The organism is Jidongwangia harbinensis, assembly GCF_020216025.1.
Lineage (GTDB): Bacteria > Actinomycetota > Actinomycetes > Mycobacteriales > Micromonosporaceae > Actinoplanes > Actinoplanes harbinensis.
This window is the reverse complement of record NZ_JAIWNC010000005.1, coordinates 277096-292631: the sequence shown is the minus strand read 5'-3', so window position 1 is coordinate 292631 and position 15536 is coordinate 277096. Positions and strand designations below refer to the sequence as shown.

The window sequence follows — 15536 nt, the reverse complement described above, 5'->3', positions numbered from 1 at the left end:
GAGGCGGCACGGCCGGGTTCTGATACATCGCCGGTCAGTGCGTGCCGACCGGCTCCCGCTCCCGCTCCCGGTCCGAGCGGTTGGCCAGCACGCTGGTCACGGTCACCGTGGTCAGCACCAGCAGGATCACCACCAGCGACAGCGGGGTCGGCACGTCGGGCACCCAGGACCACACCGTGTGCGCCCAGTGCAGCACCAGCTTGACGCCGATGAAGGCGAGGATCACCGCGAGGCCGTGGTTGAGGTGCCGCAGTCGGCTCAGCGCGTTGCGCAGCACGAAGTACAGCGCGCGCAGGCCGAGCAGGGCGAAGGCATTGGTCGCGAAGACGATGTACGGGTCGGAGGTGACGCCGTACACCGCCGGCACCGAGTCCACCGCGAATACCACGTCCGTCATGAACACCGCGGCCACCACCAGCGCCATCGGCGTCAGTGCCAGCCGGCCGGCCTCGCGGACCGTCAGCCGGGAGCCGTGGTAGCCGTCGGTCACCGGCATCAACCGGCGCAGCATCCGGACGCTGCGCATCCGGTCGATGGCGACCTCCTGGTCATGGCCGGACCGGGCGTCCCGCATCACCTTGGCCGCGGTGACCAGCAGGATCGCGCCGAACAGCAGGAACGCCCAGCTGCCCGCGCTGATCACCGCGGCACCCGCCGCGATGAAGATCGCCCGGAGCACCAGCGCGCCGACGATGCCGTACAGCAGCACGCGCTGCGCCAGCGCCGGTGGCACCGCGAACGCGGCCAGCAGCAGCATGAAGACGAACAGGTTGTCCACCGACAACGACTTCTCCACCACCCAGCCGGTGAAGAACTCGACCGAGACCTGGCTGCCGTACAGCGGAATGAGGGCGAATCCGAAGATCACCGGGAGGGCGAGGTAGAACACGGTCCAGCCGACGGCCTCGCGCATGGGCACGTCGTGCGGCCGGCGGGTGATCGCGAAGTCGACCGCCAGCAGGCCGAGCAGCACCAGCAGCGTGACGGTCCAGAGCAGCGGTGAGCCGATCGTCTGAATCGGGGCGGCCAGGATCGGATCAGGTGACACGGGAGCCTCCTCGAACGCATGCGTCGTCGTTCGAGGTCTCCCTCACCCGTACGCCGTGCGTCGGGCGACCGCCCGGGGCTCCTGTCCGAGGACCCGTACTGACCGGGACGATCTAGCGAGGTACTCCCCTCAACTGGGCACCATAGGAGCAGTTGCTGGGGAAATCCTGGGAATCAGCGCGTTCCGTTGACCGGTTCCGTCGCGGAGGCACATCGTGGGAAGGTCGGGAGGTTTCCCATGATCTGGAATGCGCTTCTTCTGGTGCTGCTGATCCTGGCAGCGATCATCAGCGGGATGGCCCTGATGTCAGGATCCGGCCATCCCCGGCGCCGGCCGCACTGAGCCGGCGCACGTGTGAACCGAGGCGGAACCGCAGCTGGCGGTAACCGCCGGGGACGGGCTCGTCCCGCGGCAGGGCGGCCCGGGCGGCCTCCGCCCGGGCTGTCGCGGCGGCCGCCTCGCGGCGCAGGCTGCGGACCGCGGCGGTGGCGATGTCGGACGCCCGCCAGGCCGCGTCCTCGGCGGTCAGGGCCGCGCGGTAGAGCGCCAGCCGGTGTGCGGCCGCGGCACGCGCCAGCAGGAGTTCCTGCTCGGCCGGGTGCAGGTGCGGGTCCCATCCGTTGCGGTGGGTGAGCGCGTCCAGCAGCTGCTCGTCGGAGAGATCACCGCGGCGGTACGCGGCCTGCGCGGCCCGGCGCAGTGCGTGCTCGCGGTCGGCGTGGTCGATCGACTCCCGGACCGGGTACGCGGCGGCCCGCCGGGCCCGCTGGAGGGCGGCGTCCGCGGTGCGGTAGGCGGCCCAGCACTCCTCGACCCGGGCCTGGGCCTGCTGGCACTCGGTGCGCCGGCGTTCCGCGGTGGTCTCGGCACCGTGGGCGGCGACCGCGATCTCCTCGGCGTACCGGACGCACTCGACCGCCTCGGCCGACCGCCGGTCCGCCTCCGCGCGCTTCTGCTCCGCGTTCTCCGCCAGCCAGGCGGAGATCTCCCGCGGCCGGCGGACGTCGCGCGGGAGCGCCAGGCCGGCCAGGGCCAGCACGCCCAGCAGGAGCAGCAGCAGCCAGATGACGATGACGATTTCCATGGAACAGGTTCCTCCCCCTCGGATGCCGATGACCGGGTACGACCCGGCACCCGCCGGTCGAACCGGCGGGGTCGGGTCAGCCGAGCGGTGGTGCCCGGGAGGCGCGGGGGGCGCGTGCCGCCGCGTCGAGCAGGACCGGTGCGTCCGGTACCGCGACGGGGGAGGAGGACGGGACGGACCGGGGTGACGCCGGTGCGTGCTCCGGGTCGGCCGTCTCCGTGCTGGTCGTCACCTGGGTGTGGACGGTGGTGATCACGGCGCGGGGCACCGGCACGGTTTCGGCCGGGGCCGCGGCGGCCGGTGCGGGCGCGCCCAGCAGCGCGGCGAGCAGGAAGGCGGCCCACGGCAAACGGGTACGCCGGACTGCCGCTCTCACCTCCACACCGGACAAGGTATCGGCGTCGATCAGACCGCGCACCCCCGCCCGTCCACAACGTGACCCACCCAACTGCGACCGCCGGGCGGGGCGGCTCAGCGCGGGCCGAGAGCCTGCTGCCGGCCGGCCGGGGCCGGGCCGCCGAACGCGGCGAGGAAGCGGTCGCGGAAGGCGTCCATCCGCCAGACCGGGGCCGTGGGTGCGGGTGCCAGACCGTCGGTCCAGTTCCAGCCGGCGATCCGGTCCAGCACGGTCCGGTCCCGGGACACGACGGTGATCGGCACGTCCCGGCTCCCGCTGTCCCCGGTGATGATCGGGGCGGGCTCGTGGTCGCCGAGGAACACCATCACCAGATCGTCGTCGCCGTACGTCCGGACGTAGGAGATGATGCTGTTCAGCGAGTACTCGATCGACTCGCGGTAGGCGGCCCGCACCCGCTTCGCGTCCTTCCACACCTCGCCGGCCGTCGGTCCGGCCGCCACCATCGGCGCGTACACCGAGCCGTCGCCGACCTCGTCCCAGTCCAGCAGCCGGGGTACCGGGGTCCACGGGGTGTGGCTGGACACCAGGGTGACCTCGGCCATCAGCGGTCCGCGGTCGGACCTGCCGCGTTCCAGCCGTTCGAAGGCGGACAGGGTGAACTGGTCCGGCATGGTGGCCCAGCTGAACGCCGGTCCCCGGTAGCCGAGCGTGTGCGAGTCGTAGACCTGGTCGAAGCCGTAGAACTCGCCCTCCGGCCAGGCGTACGTGATGCCGGGCTCGATGCCGACGGTGCGCACGGCGGCCCGGTGGAACGCCCCGGTCAGGGTCAGCCGCTCGCCCGAGACCAGGGTCCGGTACCGCTGCTCGTTGTTGATCCAGAGTCCGGACTGGAACGTGGCGTGCGCCAGCCAGCTGCCGCCGCCCGCCGTGGAGGAGGTGAGGTATCCGCTCCGGGCCGAATAGCCGGCCCTGGTCAGCTCCTGGTGGCCGGACCGGAGCACCGCGCCCACCTCGGCGGCGTACTTCGGGTCCTCCAGAGCGGTGCGCCCGTAGCTCTCGACGAAGGTGAACACCACGTCCTTGCCGCGCAGCCCGGTCAGCAGCCGGTCGCCGGCGGTGTCCCGGTACGCGTCCACGGCCGCCTCCCGGGCGAACGCGCGCCGGTCCTGCACGCCCTGCGGGACGGTCAGGGCGGTGGAGTAGGCGAGCGCGGCGGCGGTGTCCGAGGCGACGAAGACCCCGGGCACCAGACCGGTGCCGAGCAGCGCGAACGTCACCCAGGCGGCGGCGCCCGCGGTGGCCGTGCGGCGGGTGGCGGTGGGGTGCCCGGTCACCGTGCCGGCCAGCCGGCGTACCGCCAGCGGCATGCCGACCAGGAGTGCGACCGCGAGCAGCACCGCGCCGATCACCGCACCGGTGGCACCGGCGTCGCCGACCGAGTCGCGCAGGACGGTCAGCCCGTCGTCCAGCAGCGCCCAGTCCAGCACCGGGTTGAACTGCCGGGCCAGGACCGTGAAGAACCCCATGTTGAGGATCTTGACGATGGTCAGCAGGCCGAGCGCGGCGCCCAGCCCGACCGCGACCCGGCGCCGGGCGCGGACCGGCAGCGACAGCAGGATCGCCGCACCCAGGATGCCTTCGATCGGGATCCGGAGCAGGGCGGACGGCCAGGAGTGTCCCGGCGGCAGCCGGCTGATGTTGTCCGGGACGATCAGTGCGGCCAGCACCACGAGGCCGGCCAGCCCGGTCACCGCCCCGGACAGCACCCGGCGGCGACGCGACGCGCCGCGCTCGGCGGGCGGGCGGTCCGGCCCCGGCGGCCGGCGCAGGCGGTGGAAGAGCAGCACGGCGTCATGTCCTTCGGTACGTGGCGGCGAACGGCGGACGTCCGAGTACACGTCCGCTGCCGTGGTTCGGTTCAGCGCACCCCGAGTTGCCGCATGCGCCGGATCTCACTGCCCTGTTCGACCGCCATCTCGTTGGCGAGTTCCTGCACAGTCTGGTCGGTGCCGCCGGCCAGCGCATCACCCGCCATCCGGATGGCGCCCTGGTGGTGCGCGGTCATCATGGTGATGAAGCGACGGTCGAACTCGGTGCCGCGGGCCGCGGCGAGGGCCGCCAGATCCGCCTCGCTCTGCATCCCGGGCATCGTGGCGTGGTCGTGCCGGGGGTCGCTCGCGGCCAGCTTGCGGCTCTGCAGCCAGGCCCGGAGCACCTCGATCTCGGGCTTCTGAGCGGCGCTGATCCGGCTGGCCAGCGACCGGACGCCGGCGCTGCCGGCCCGCTCCGCGGCCAGGTCGGCCATCGTCACGGCCTGGCCGTGGTGCACGATCATCATCTGGACGAACGTGGTGTCGACCGCGTTGTACGTCGAACCCTCCGGCGCACCGAGCCGGTCCGAGTCGGTCACCACCGCGGACTCGCCCGGCCGGCCGGGCACCACCACCCGGACCGGGGGCGCCGCACTGGCCCGGGGCGCCGCCGCGCTGCCGGAGCCGCCGGAGCGCGCGGCGATCACCGCGCCGCCCGCCGCCAGCACCACGACCACGGCCGCGACCAGCGTCGATATGCGTTGCCGGGACATCTTTCCCCTTCGTACAGTGGATATTGAGCCCCCGCCGAAGGGCGTTCGCGTCTATCGTAACGACGTTGGTGTATCCAACCCGACGGCTACGTGGTCGTGACCGTCGGTGCTCTGGAAGCCGGAAGGAGCTCCATGAAGCACTCTGCCCCACGAGGGCGGCAGCTCAAGCGCCTGGCAGGTCTCAGTGCGGCGACACTCGCACTCAGCCTGTTGGTCGCGCCCGGAACGGGCGCGGCACAGGGCGTGACCTCGGCCGACGTGCCGGGTGTCGACGAGATCGTCAGCAGCCCGAACCTCACCCAGGTCGCCCACCTGGACAAGACCGGTCCCTTCGCGAACTCCACCAACAGCGACTGGGCCTTCCAAGGTAAATACGCGTACGGCGGCAACTACAACGGCTTCACGGTCTACGACATCAGTAAGCCGCGCCAGCCCAAGGTCGCCACCCAGGTGTCCTGCCCCGGTGCGCAGAACGACGTTTCGGTACACGGCAACCTGCTCTTCCTCGGCACCGACTCCCAGCGGTCCGACGATTCCTGCACCAGCACGGCGGCGGCACCCACCGCGCCGGAGGATGCCCGGTGGGAGGGCATCAAGATCTTCGACATCAGCGACCCGGTGAACCCGCAGTACATCGACGCGGTCAAGACCGACTGCGGTTCGCACACCCAGACGATGGTGCCCGGCAAGGGCGGCGACCGGTCGGTCTACCTGTACATCTCCTCGTACAACCTGACCACCCAGTCGCTGCCGAACTGCAAGTTGCCGCACGACAAGATCTCGATCATCAAGGTGCCGCTGAAGAACCCGACCGCCGCGGCCGTGGTGGCCACGCCGATCCTGTTCCCGGAGGGCGGCAACCCGGGTGGCGGCGGCGAGATCTCGGCGACCACCGGTTGCCACGACATCACCGCGTACCCGGCGCTGGACCTCGCGGCCGGCGCGTGCATGGGTGACGGTGCGCTGTTCGACATCAGTGACCGCACCAACCCCAAGGTCATCACGACCGTACGGGACACCGAGAACTTCGCCTTCTGGCACTCGGCGACGTTCAACAACGACGGCACCAAGGTGGTCTTCACCGACGAACTCGGTGGCGGCGGCGCCGCGACCTGCAACGAGAAGGTCGGCCCGACGCGGGGAGCCAACGCGGTCTACGCGGTCACCGGCGAGGGTGCCAAGCGGAAGCTCAAGTTCCGCAGCTACTTCAAGATCCCGCGGATGAACGCCGACACCGAGAACTGCGTGGCCCACAACGGCTCGCTGATCCCGGTGCCCGGCAAGGACATCATGGTGCAGGCGTGGTACCAGGGCGGCATCTCGGTCTGGGACTTCACCAACGCCCGCAAGCCCAAGGAGCTGGCGTTCTGGGAGCGGGGGCCGATCTCGACCACCGCACTCGTGTCCGGCGGCTCCTGGTCGGCGTACTGGTACAACGGCTTCATCTACTCCAACGACATCGCCAAGGGCATGGACGTCCTGGAGCTGGTGGACCCGCGTACCGACCCGGCGAAGTACAAGCGGACCCAGGTCTTCAACGCGCAGACCCAGTCCAACTACCGCGACTGGTGAGAACCCCGCACTAGTCGGTAACGTCAGGGCGCTCGGCCGGGTAACCCCCGGCCGAGCGTTTTGCGTACTCGCATGCTGACCCGAGAGGCAGAGACACCCCGTGGACGTTCTGGAGATCCGCAAGCTCGCCGCGCTGGAGGACCGCCACTGGTGGTACCGCGAGCGCCGGGCGCTGCTGGCACGGGAACTGCGCCGGCTGGCCAAGGCGGGCGTCGCGCCGGGCAGCGCCCTGGACATCGGGGCGGCCGCGGGCGGCAACTCGCGGGTGCTGCGCGCGCACGGCTGGCGGCCCCTGGCCCTCGAGTTCGACGCCGACGGTGCCGGGGTGGCCCGTGAACGGGGGCTGGACACGATTCGCGCGGACGCCCGCTACCTGCCGATGCGCTCGGGTGCGGCCGGCCTCGTGGTGGCGTTCGACATCCTCGAGCACATCACCGAGGACCACCTGGCGGCCGAGGAGATCGTCCGGGTGCTGCGCCCGGGTGGCACCGCGCTGATCGCGGTGCCGTGCGACATGCGGCTCTGGTCGGCGCACGACGAGGCGGTCGGGCACGTGCGCCGGTACGAACGGGACGAACTGCTCCGGCTGGTGGCGAAGAGTGGCCTGGTCGTCGACTCGATCGGCAGCTGGAACGTCCTGCTCCGCCCGGCCGCGGCGTGGCGCCGGCGCTCGTCCACCGGCAGCGATCTCACCGAACTGCCCGCCCTGGTCAACCTCGGGCTGTCCGGTGTCATCGCGGCCGAGCGGTACCTGCCGGTCAAGTCGCTGCCCGGCGTCTCACTGATGCTGCGCGCCCACCGGCCGGTCTGAGCGGGCCGGGGTGACGGCGGCCTCAGGCAGCTCCTCTTGATACCCCTGGGGGGTAAGGGTACGTTGGAGCGGTACACACGAGAGGGGATCGGCATGACCACGAAGACGTACTCGGTGACCGGGATGACCTGCGCGCACTGCGTCGCCTCGGTCGACGCGGAGGTCCGGCTCATTCCGGGCGTGACCGACGTGCGGGTCGACCTCGCCGCCGGCGCGGTCACCGTGCGCAGCGACCGGCCGCTGGACGACGACGCCGTGGTGGCCGCCGTCGACGAGGCCGGCTACCAGGTCGCGAGGTAGCCGTGCGTACCCCGATGCGGCTCGGCGCGTTCGCGCTCGGGCTGGCCGCGGTGTTCGCGGCGTCCGCCGGGCTGGGTCGCCTGACCGGCCCGGCGGCACCGCCCGCCGGGCACGAGCAGACCCCCGCCCATGGCACCGCGGCCGCCGGGCACGACGGGCCGGCCGCTGGGCCGGCCGCCGCCGCGCCGCTGCCGGCCGGTCTGCAGGTCACCGAGGACGGCTACCGGCTGGTCCCGCTCTCCGGCACGCTGGCGACCGGGACGCCGCACCCGTTCCGCTTCCGGGTCCTCGGGCCAGACGGCGCGCCGCTGACCCGCTACCAGCCCAGTCACGACAAGGACCTGCACCTCGTCGTGGTGCGCCGCGACCTGGCCGGCTTCCGGCACGTGCACCCCACGATGGCCGCGGACGGCACCTGGTCGGTCCCGCTCGCGGTGCCCGCACCGGGCACCTACCGGGTGTTCGCCGACTTCGTCCCGGCCGGCCGGGACGACGGCCTGACCCTCGGCGTCGACGTGCCCGCACCCGGCGACCACCGCCCGGTGCCGGTGCCGGCGCCGGCCCGCACCACCACCGTGGACGGCTACACCGTGACGCTGGCCGGCGAGCTCACGCCGGGCACCTCGTCACCGGTCACGCTGTCGGTCAGCCGCGCCGGCCGACCGGTCACCGACCTGCAGCCGTACCTCGGCGCGTACGGTCATCTGGTGGCCCTGCGCGACGGCGACCTGGCCTATCTGCACGTGCACCCGGACGGCGCCCCCGGCGACGGCCGCACCCCGCCCGGGCCGGCGGTCACCTTCCACGCCGAGGTGCCGTCCGCCGGCACCTACCGCCTCTACCTGGACTTCCGGCACGCCGGCACGGTACGCACCGCGGAGTTCACCGCGGTGGCGGGCAAGCCCGTGCCGCAGCCCGAGGCCCCGGACCACACCCATGGGTGAGGAGACCCGCATGGCGAACCGGATCGAACTCTCGATCGGCGGCATGACCTGCGCCTCCTGCGCTTCGCGGATCGAGAAGAAGCTGAACCGGATGGACGGCGTCACCGCCACGGTCAACTACGCCACGGAGAAGGCCAGCGTCCGGTACGCCGACGGGATCACCAGCGACGACCTGATCGCCACCGTGGAGAAGACCGGCTACACCGCCGTGCCGCCCGCGCCGCCGGCCACCGCCGCGGAGGCCGCCGAACCGGTCGACGAACTGCGCGGGTTGCGTACCCGGCTGTGGACCTCGATCGCGCTCAGCGTGCCGGTGGTGCTGCTGGCCATGGTGCCGGCCTGGCAGTTCGAGTACTGGCAGTGGCTGTCGCTGACGCTCGCCGCGCCGGTGGTGGTCTACGGCGGGCTGCCGTTCCACCGGGCGGCCTGGACCAACCTGCGGCACGGCGCCGCGACCATGGACACGCTGATCTCGCTGGGCACCGTCGCCGCGTTCGGGTGGTCGCTGTGGGCGCTGTTCTTCGGCACCGCCGGCACCCCGGGCATGACGCACCCGTTCACGTTCGACATCGCCCGCACCGACGGCGCCGGCGCCATCTATCTGGAGGCGGCCGCCGGGGTCACCACGTTCCTGCTGGCCGGGCGCTACTTCGAGGCCCGGTCCAAGCGCCGGGCCGGTGCCGCGCTGCGGGCGTTGCTGGAGTTGGGCGCCAAGGACGTGGCGGTGCTGCGGGACGGCGCCGAGGTGCGGATCGCGGTCGCCGAGCTGGCGGTGGGGGACCGGTTCGTGGTCCGCCCGGGCGAGAAGGTGGCGACCGACGGGGTCGTCGAGGACGGCAGTTCGGCGGTCGACGAGAGCATGCTGACCGGCGAGTCGGTGCCGGTCGAGGTGGGACCGGGAGACGCGGTGGTGGGCGCGACCGTGAACGCCGGCGGTCGCCTGATCGTCCGGGCCACCCGGATCGGCGGGGACACCCAACTGGCCCGGATGGCCGAGCTGGTGGAGCAGGCGCAGACCGGCAAGGCGGCAGTGCAGCGTCTCGCCGACCGGGTCTCCGGTGTCTTCGTCCCGGTGGTGATCGCGCTGGCCGTCGGCACGCTCGGCTGGTGGGTCGGCAGCGGCGGCGGGTGGACCGCCGCGTTCACCGCCGCGGTGGCCGTACTGATCATCGCCTGCCCGTGTGCCCTGGGCCTGGCCACCCCGACCGCGCTGCTGGTCGGCACGGGCCGCGGCGCGCAGCTCGGCATCCTGATCAAGGGGCCGGAGGTGCTCGAGTCGACGCGGCGGGTGGACACCGTCGTGCTGGACAAGACCGGCACCGTGACCACCGGCCGGATGGCCCTGGTCGAGGTGGTGCCGGCCGCCGGGCAGGACCGCGACGAACTGCTGCGGCTGGCCGGCGCGGTCGAAGCGGCCTCGGAGCATCCGATCGCCCGCGCCGTCGCCGAGGCGGCCGCCGAGCGGGTCGGTCCGCTGCCACCGGTGTCCGGGTTCGCCAGCACCGAGGGACTGGGCGTGCGCGGCACCGTCGCGGGCCGGGAGGTGCACGTCGGGCGGCCGGCCCTGCTGGAGCGGGCGGGACTCACCCGGCCGGCCGCGGTCGCGGAGGCGGTCACGGCGGCGCAGGCCGCCGGTCAGACCGCCGTCGTGGTCGGCTGGGACGCCGAGATCCGTGGCGTTCTCGCGGTCGCCGACGCGGTCCGGCCGACCAGCCGGGCCGCGGTCGCCGCGCTGCGCCGCCTCGGCCTCACGCCGGTGCTGCTCACCGGCGACAACGCCACCGTGGCCCGGGCCGTGGCCGACGAGGTGGGCATCGCCGAGGTGACCGCCGAGGTGCTGCCCGCGGACAAGGTCGACGAGGTCAAGCGGCTGCAGGCGGAGGGCCGGGTGGTCGCCATGGTCGGCGACGGGGTGAACGACGCGGCCGCGCTGGCCCAGGCCGACCTGGGCCTGGCCATGGGTACCGGCACGGACGTGGCGATCGAGGCGTCCGACCTGACCCTGGTCCGCGGGGACCTGATGGCCGCGGTCGACGCGATCCGGCTGTCCCGGCGCACGCTGCGGATCATCCAGAGCAACCTGTTCTGGGCGTTCGGGTACAACGTCGCGGCCCTGCCGCTGGCCGCCGCCGGCCTGCTCAACCCGATGATCGCCGGTGCCGCGATGGCGCTGTCCTCGGTCTTCGTGGTGGCCAACAGCCTGCGGCTGCGCCGGTTCCGGACGGTCCAGTGAGCTAACCGACGGCCGTGGGGAGGCGCCGGACGGCGAGCACCGCGATGTCGTCGGTCGGCTGCTCCACGTTCGTGGTCGCCATGATGCTGGCGCAGACGTCCTCGGTGGCGGTGGGCCGGACCACCTCGGTGAGCCGGGCGATCCCGACGTCGATGAGCTGGCCCCGGCGCTCCACCAGCCCGTCGGTGTAGGCGATGAAGACGGCGCCCGGCGGGAAGTCGACCACCGAGGTGCGGCGGACCGCGCGCGGGCGGCCGATGCCGAGCGGCGGGTCGATCGGGAGGTTCAGCACCCGTACCGGCTCGTCCGGTACGGCCAGCACCGGGCGCAGGTGGCCGGCCGAGGACACGTGCAGCGTGGCACGGTCCGGGGCGACCATGGCGTACATCGCGGTGGTCAGGTTGCCGGCCTCGAAGTGGTGCACCTTGCGGTCCAGCAAGGTCAGCGCCTCCGCCGGATCGTCACAGATCAGGCTGTACGCCCGGAGCGCGCTCCGGATCCGGCCCATCACCACGGCGGAGCGCAGACCGTGGCCGGACACGTCACCGATCACCACGCCCAGCCATCCGGAGGGCAGCGTGAAGACGTCGTACCAGTCGCCGCCGATGCCGAACGCGTGCCCGGGCACGTACCGTGCGGCCATCTCCACCCCGGCCACCTGCGGCAGCTTGGGCGGCAGCAGGCTGCGCTGCAACGCCAGCGCGGCGGCCTGGTCCAGCCGGGTGGCCCGGATCTGGCCGGCCCGGCTGGCCCGGTCGGCGACCAGTTCCATCAGCCGTACGTCGTCGGGGCTGAACCGGCGCGGCGTGAACGTGCCGACGTGCAGCACGCCGATGACCTCGCCGCCGATCATCATGGGCACCCCGAGCAGCGAGCGGATGCCCTTCTCCAGCAGGAGTGGATTGGCCACGTCCGCCGGGGTCACGTCGGCGAGGACGAGCGGCTTGCGGGTGGCCGCGATGCGGCCGGCGAATCCGCGGCCGACGGTGACCCGGAAGCCCTGCCGGATCTCGTCCTCCAGGCCCTTGGCCGCGGTCGCCACCAGCTGACGCGCGTGCGGGTCCATCAGCAGGATCGATGCGGTGTCGACGCCGAGCAGATCGCGGACCCGGTCCAGCAGTTCGTCGAGCAGGTCGGAGGCGTCGAGCTGGGACAGCGCGGCGTCGGTGACCGCCTCGAGACGGCGCAGCCGCTCGTCGCTCTTGATCCCCTCCGCTTCAATCACGGAAGCAGCCTAGTCCTCGGACTCGCCGTGTCACCGGGCCTGGATCACCACGTGGTGTCCGTGCGGTCGGGAGGTAGTAAGTTCATGCGACGTGACGGACGCGGGAAGGCCGGTCGATGCCGTGATCGCCTCGCTGCCTGAGCACACCAGCCCGGGCGCCGGCGCGGATCTGCTCGTGGCGACGTTCACCCGGGACGAGCTGGACGCGGTCCGGCACCGGGTCGGTGCGGTGTCCGATCACCACGGGTTGAGCGCGGACGCGCTGAGCGACTGGGTCACCGCGGTGAACGAGCTGATGACCAACGCGGTGCGGCACGGCGGCGGCACCGGGACCCTGCGCCTGCGCTTCGACGGCCGGTTGACCTGCGAGGTACGCGACGACGGCACCGGCTTCGTTGCCGCCGAGCATCTCGGTGACCGCCCGCGCCCGGCGCTGTCCGCGGCCGGCGGCATGGGTCTGTGGATCGTCGAGCAGATGGCCGAGGTGCTGTCCGTGGACAGCGGCCCGGCCGGCACCACGGTGCGGATCGCGCCGTCCGCCGGGTAGCGGCGGCGTTTTCCCAACCCACCACCCGGCCGGCGTCCCCGGCGGTAGCGTCGCTGGCGACCACCTCGTGCCGATGCGACCGGCACCGCACCCGTGGCCGGTCGTGGCGGGCCGGCCGATCCCGGCCGGCGACCGCGCGGCGCCGCCGGGTCGAGCGAATCGAGACAGCGATGCGGCGGACTCCGGACCCGGACCGGGCGCCGTCCACCGATCCGCAACGCTCCCGTCCGCTGCGGGCCTATCTCGCCGCGTTGAGCGTCCTGTTCGTGGTCGCCGCGACGGGCGCCCTCGGCGCCGGCTGGTGGAGCGCGCGGCGGGACGCGCTGAGCGCGGCGCGGGCGGACGCCGACTTCGGCGCCCGCCGGGCGGCCGAGCAGATCGGGCGGCAGCTCGCGGTGGTGCGGTCGAGCGTGCAGGCGGTGGCCGGCAGTCCGGGAGCCGCCGGGGTGTACGCCGATCCGTCGGCGTGCCGGCTGTCGTTCGCGCTCGGCGGCACCGGCGACGAAGGCCACCTCGACGTGCTGCGTACCGACGGCACCGTGGCGTGCTCGTCCCGGCCGCCGGCGGGTGCCGGGGACACCGCCGCGCACCGGGGCGCATCGTGGCTCGCCGGTGCGTCCCGGGCGGCGCAGATGGCGGCGCCGGTGACCGACGGCCGGACCGGACGGCCGGCGATCCTGATCTCGGCACCGGTCGCCGGGCTCGGCATGGTGGTGGCGTTCATCGACCTGGTCAGCCTCGGCGCCACGGCCGGCGGCGTGTTCGGCGGCGCCCGGAATCTGGAGTTCACGCTGCTGTCCGGGGATTCCGGGACCGTGCTGACCCGGTGGCCGGACGGTGCCCGGTGGGCCGGCACGCCGGTCGGGCTGAGCCGGTTCGTGCCGCCGGACTCCGGCGGCGACGGCGCGGACGTGGGCGGGGCGCGGCGGGTGTACGGGCAGGCACCGGTGGAGGTGCTGGACGCGCGGCTGTTCGCCGGTGCGGACCGGTCCGCCGCGCTGGCCGGTTCCCGGCGGCTGGTCCGGTGGCAGGCCGTGCCGGCCGGAATCGGGCTGCTCGCCGGGCTGCTCGCCACGCTGCTGGTGTACCGCCGGATCACCCGGCCGATCGGACGGCTGCGGGCGGCGGTCCAGACGGCCGCGGCCACCGGCGACCTGGAGCGGACGATGACCGTCTCCGGCCCGCGCGAGGTGAGCGAGTTGGGTGCCGAGTTCGCCGGCCTGCTGGCCGTGGTCGACCGGGAGCTGACCGAGCGGCGGCAGGCCGAGGCGACGGCCCGGGAGCTGGACCGCAACTACCGGCGGATGTTCGAGAGCAGCCCGTACCCGATCTATCTGTTCGAGGTGACCACGCTGGACGTGGTCGGGGCCAACGACGCGGCGGTGCAGTACCTCGGTCATGACCGGGAGGCTCTGCTGCGGATGCGGGTCACCGACCTGTGCCCGGCCGAGGACGCCGCCGCGCTGATCGAGGCGATGGCCGGGGCGGAACCGGTGGAGCGTGGCCGGCGGCTACGGCATCGGCTGGCCGACGGCACGGTGACCGACGTGGAGGTGACCTCGCACCTGACGTCGTTCGGCGGGCGTACCGTGCGCTGCGCGGTGCTGGACGACGTCAGCGAGCGGGAGCACCTGCACCGGCGGCTGCGGCAGTCCGAGCGGCTGGAGAGCCTGGGCCAGCTCGCCGGCGGGATCGCGCACGACTTCAACAACCTGCTCGGGATCATCAACGGCTACGCCAGCATGTCCGCCGCGGACGTGGCCGAGGCGGCGTCCGACGACCCGGCGTGGTCCCGGCTGCACGGCGACCTGCTGGAGATCGTCGCGGCGGGGGACCGGGCGGCCGCGCTGACCCGGCAGCTGCTGGCCTTCTCCCGCGCCGACGAGGTGACCGAGCCGCGGGTGCTGGACCTCAACGAGGTGGTGGCGGACGTGGAGAAGCTGCTGCGGCGAACGCTCGGCGAGGACGTCACGCTGGTCACCCGCCTCACCGCGGCGCCGGAGCCGATCAAGGCGGACGTCGGCCGGCTGGAGCAGGTGCTGGTGAACCTGGCGGTGAACGCGCGGGACGCGATGGCGCGGGGCGGCACGCTGACCATCGACACCGACGCGGTCACGGTGGACGACCACTACGCCGCGCAGCACCCCGGCGTGCGGTCCGGCCGGTACATGCGGCTGCGGGTCAGTGACACCGGCACCGGGATGAGCCGGGCCACGCTGGAACGGGCCTTCGAGCCGTTCTTCACCACCAAGCCGAAGGGTCAGGGCACCGGCCTCGGCCTGGCCACCATCTACGGGATCATCACCCAGGCCGGCGGGCACGCGCAGATCTACTCCGAGCCGGGACACGGCACCACGGTGGCGGCGCTGTTGCCGGTCGTCGACGAGGCCGCCGCGGCAGCCGTGGCACCGGTCGCGGCGCCGGCGCCGGGCACCGGCGAAACCGTGCTGCTGGTCGAGGACGACGACAGCCTGCGCGCCCTGACCGAGCGGATCCTGCAGCGCAACGGCTACACCGTGGTGTCGGCCGGGACCGGCGCCGAGGCGCTCGAGCTGGCCGGTGACCTGGACACCCTCGATCTGCTGCTGACCGACGTGGTGATGCCCGACATGCAGGGGCCGGAGCTGGCCGTGGCGATGTGCGCGGGCCGGCCGGCGCTGCCGGTGATCTACATGTCCGGGTACGCCGAGACCATCCTTGCGGCCCGCAGCACGTTGCCGGAGAACGCGATGCTGCTGAGCAAGCCGGTCAGCGCCCACCAGCTCCTCGCCGCCATACCGCGGGCGTTGCGCGCGGCCGGCCGGTCCGTCGCCCGCCGGCCGTGATACCC

General features: G+C 73.2%; 13 protein-coding genes. 7 read left to right on the top strand and 6 right to left on the bottom strand.

All coding sequences use genetic code 11. From position 1 onward, the window contains the following. Nucleotides 1-34 precede the first annotated feature (34 nt). The 5 genes from LDL48_RS09995 to LDL48_RS09975 all read right to left on the bottom strand — a co-directional run bounded on the left by LDL48_RS09995 (nt 35) and on the right by LDL48_RS09975 (nt 5074). Entirely contained in the window at nt 35-1048 is a 1014-nt protein-coding gene (locus LDL48_RS09995; RefSeq protein WP_225254745.1) for a TerC/Alx family metal homeostasis membrane protein, read from the bottom strand. Nucleotides 1049-1334: 286 nt separating this feature from the next. Continuing rightward, nucleotides 1335-2132 carry a hypothetical protein gene (locus LDL48_RS09990; RefSeq protein ID WP_225254744.1) on the bottom strand — a complete coding sequence of 266 codons (798 nt, stop codon included), beginning with the start codon at nt 2130-2132 and terminating at the stop codon, nt 1335-1337. Nucleotides 2133-2208: 76 nt separating this feature from the next. Then, on the bottom strand, nt 2209-2508 hold the full coding sequence (locus LDL48_RS09985; RefSeq protein ID WP_225254743.1) for a hypothetical protein: 300 nt from the start codon (nt 2506-2508) through the stop codon (nt 2209-2211). A gap of 95 nt (nt 2509-2603) precedes the next feature. Beyond that, nucleotides 2604-4337 carry an alkaline phosphatase family protein gene (locus tag LDL48_RS09980; protein WP_225254742.1) on the bottom strand — a complete coding sequence of 578 codons (1734 nt, stop codon included), beginning with the start codon at nt 4335-4337 and terminating at the stop codon, nt 2604-2606. Nucleotides 4338-4408: 71 nt separating this feature from the next. Next, nucleotides 4409-5074, bottom strand: a complete 666-nt coding sequence (locus tag LDL48_RS09975) for a DUF305 domain-containing protein (protein WP_225254741.1) — start codon at nt 5072-5074, stop codon at nt 4409-4411. Between the two features lie 132 nt (nt 5075-5206). On the opposite strand from LDL48_RS09975, the gene LDL48_RS09970 reads away from it, so the two are divergent. From LDL48_RS09970 to LDL48_RS09950, 5 genes are all read left to right on the top strand, one after another. After that, complete coding sequence (locus LDL48_RS09970; RefSeq protein ID WP_225254740.1) at nt 5207-6646, top strand: LVIVD repeat-containing protein; 1440 nt, start codon at nt 5207-5209, stop codon at nt 6644-6646. 100 nt (nt 6647-6746) lie between these two features. Further along, complete coding sequence (locus LDL48_RS09965; protein ID WP_225254739.1) at nt 6747-7457, top strand: class I SAM-dependent methyltransferase; 711 nt, start codon at nt 6747-6749, stop codon at nt 7455-7457. Between the two features lie 93 nt (nt 7458-7550). Then, complete coding sequence (locus LDL48_RS09960; RefSeq protein WP_225254738.1) at nt 7551-7757, top strand: heavy-metal-associated domain-containing protein; 207 nt, start codon at nt 7551-7553, stop codon at nt 7755-7757. Between the two features lie 2 nt (nt 7758-7759). Next, complete coding sequence (locus LDL48_RS09955; RefSeq protein ID WP_225254737.1) at nt 7760-8701, top strand: DUF8832 domain-containing protein; 942 nt, start codon at nt 7760-7762, stop codon at nt 8699-8701. After that, on the top strand, nt 8694-10934 hold the full coding sequence (locus tag LDL48_RS09950; RefSeq protein WP_372472079.1) for a heavy metal translocating P-type ATPase: 2241 nt from the start codon (nt 8694-8696) through the stop codon (nt 10932-10934). The genes LDL48_RS09955 and LDL48_RS09950 overlap by 8 nt, the downstream gene beginning before the upstream one ends. A gap of 1 nt (nt 10935) precedes the next feature. Here LDL48_RS09950 and LDL48_RS09945 read toward each other — a convergent pair whose 3' ends face one another. Further along, complete coding sequence (locus LDL48_RS09945; protein ID WP_225254735.1) at nt 10936-12159, bottom strand: PP2C family protein-serine/threonine phosphatase; 1224 nt, start codon at nt 12157-12159, stop codon at nt 10936-10938. Between the two features lie 91 nt (nt 12160-12250). On the opposite strand from LDL48_RS09945, the gene LDL48_RS09940 reads away from it, so the two are divergent. After that, the gene (locus LDL48_RS09940) at nt 12251-12706 is read left to right on the top strand and encodes an ATP-binding protein (RefSeq protein ID WP_225254734.1); all 456 of its coding nucleotides are present in this window, start codon (nt 12251-12253) and stop codon (nt 12704-12706) included. A 170-nt stretch (nt 12707-12876) separates the two neighbouring features. Further along, nucleotides 12877-15531: an ATP-binding protein gene (locus tag LDL48_RS09935; protein ID WP_225254733.1), complete on the top strand. Its 2655-nt coding sequence runs from the start codon at nt 12877-12879 to the stop codon at nt 15529-15531. Nucleotides 15532-15536: the final 5 nt, after the last annotated feature.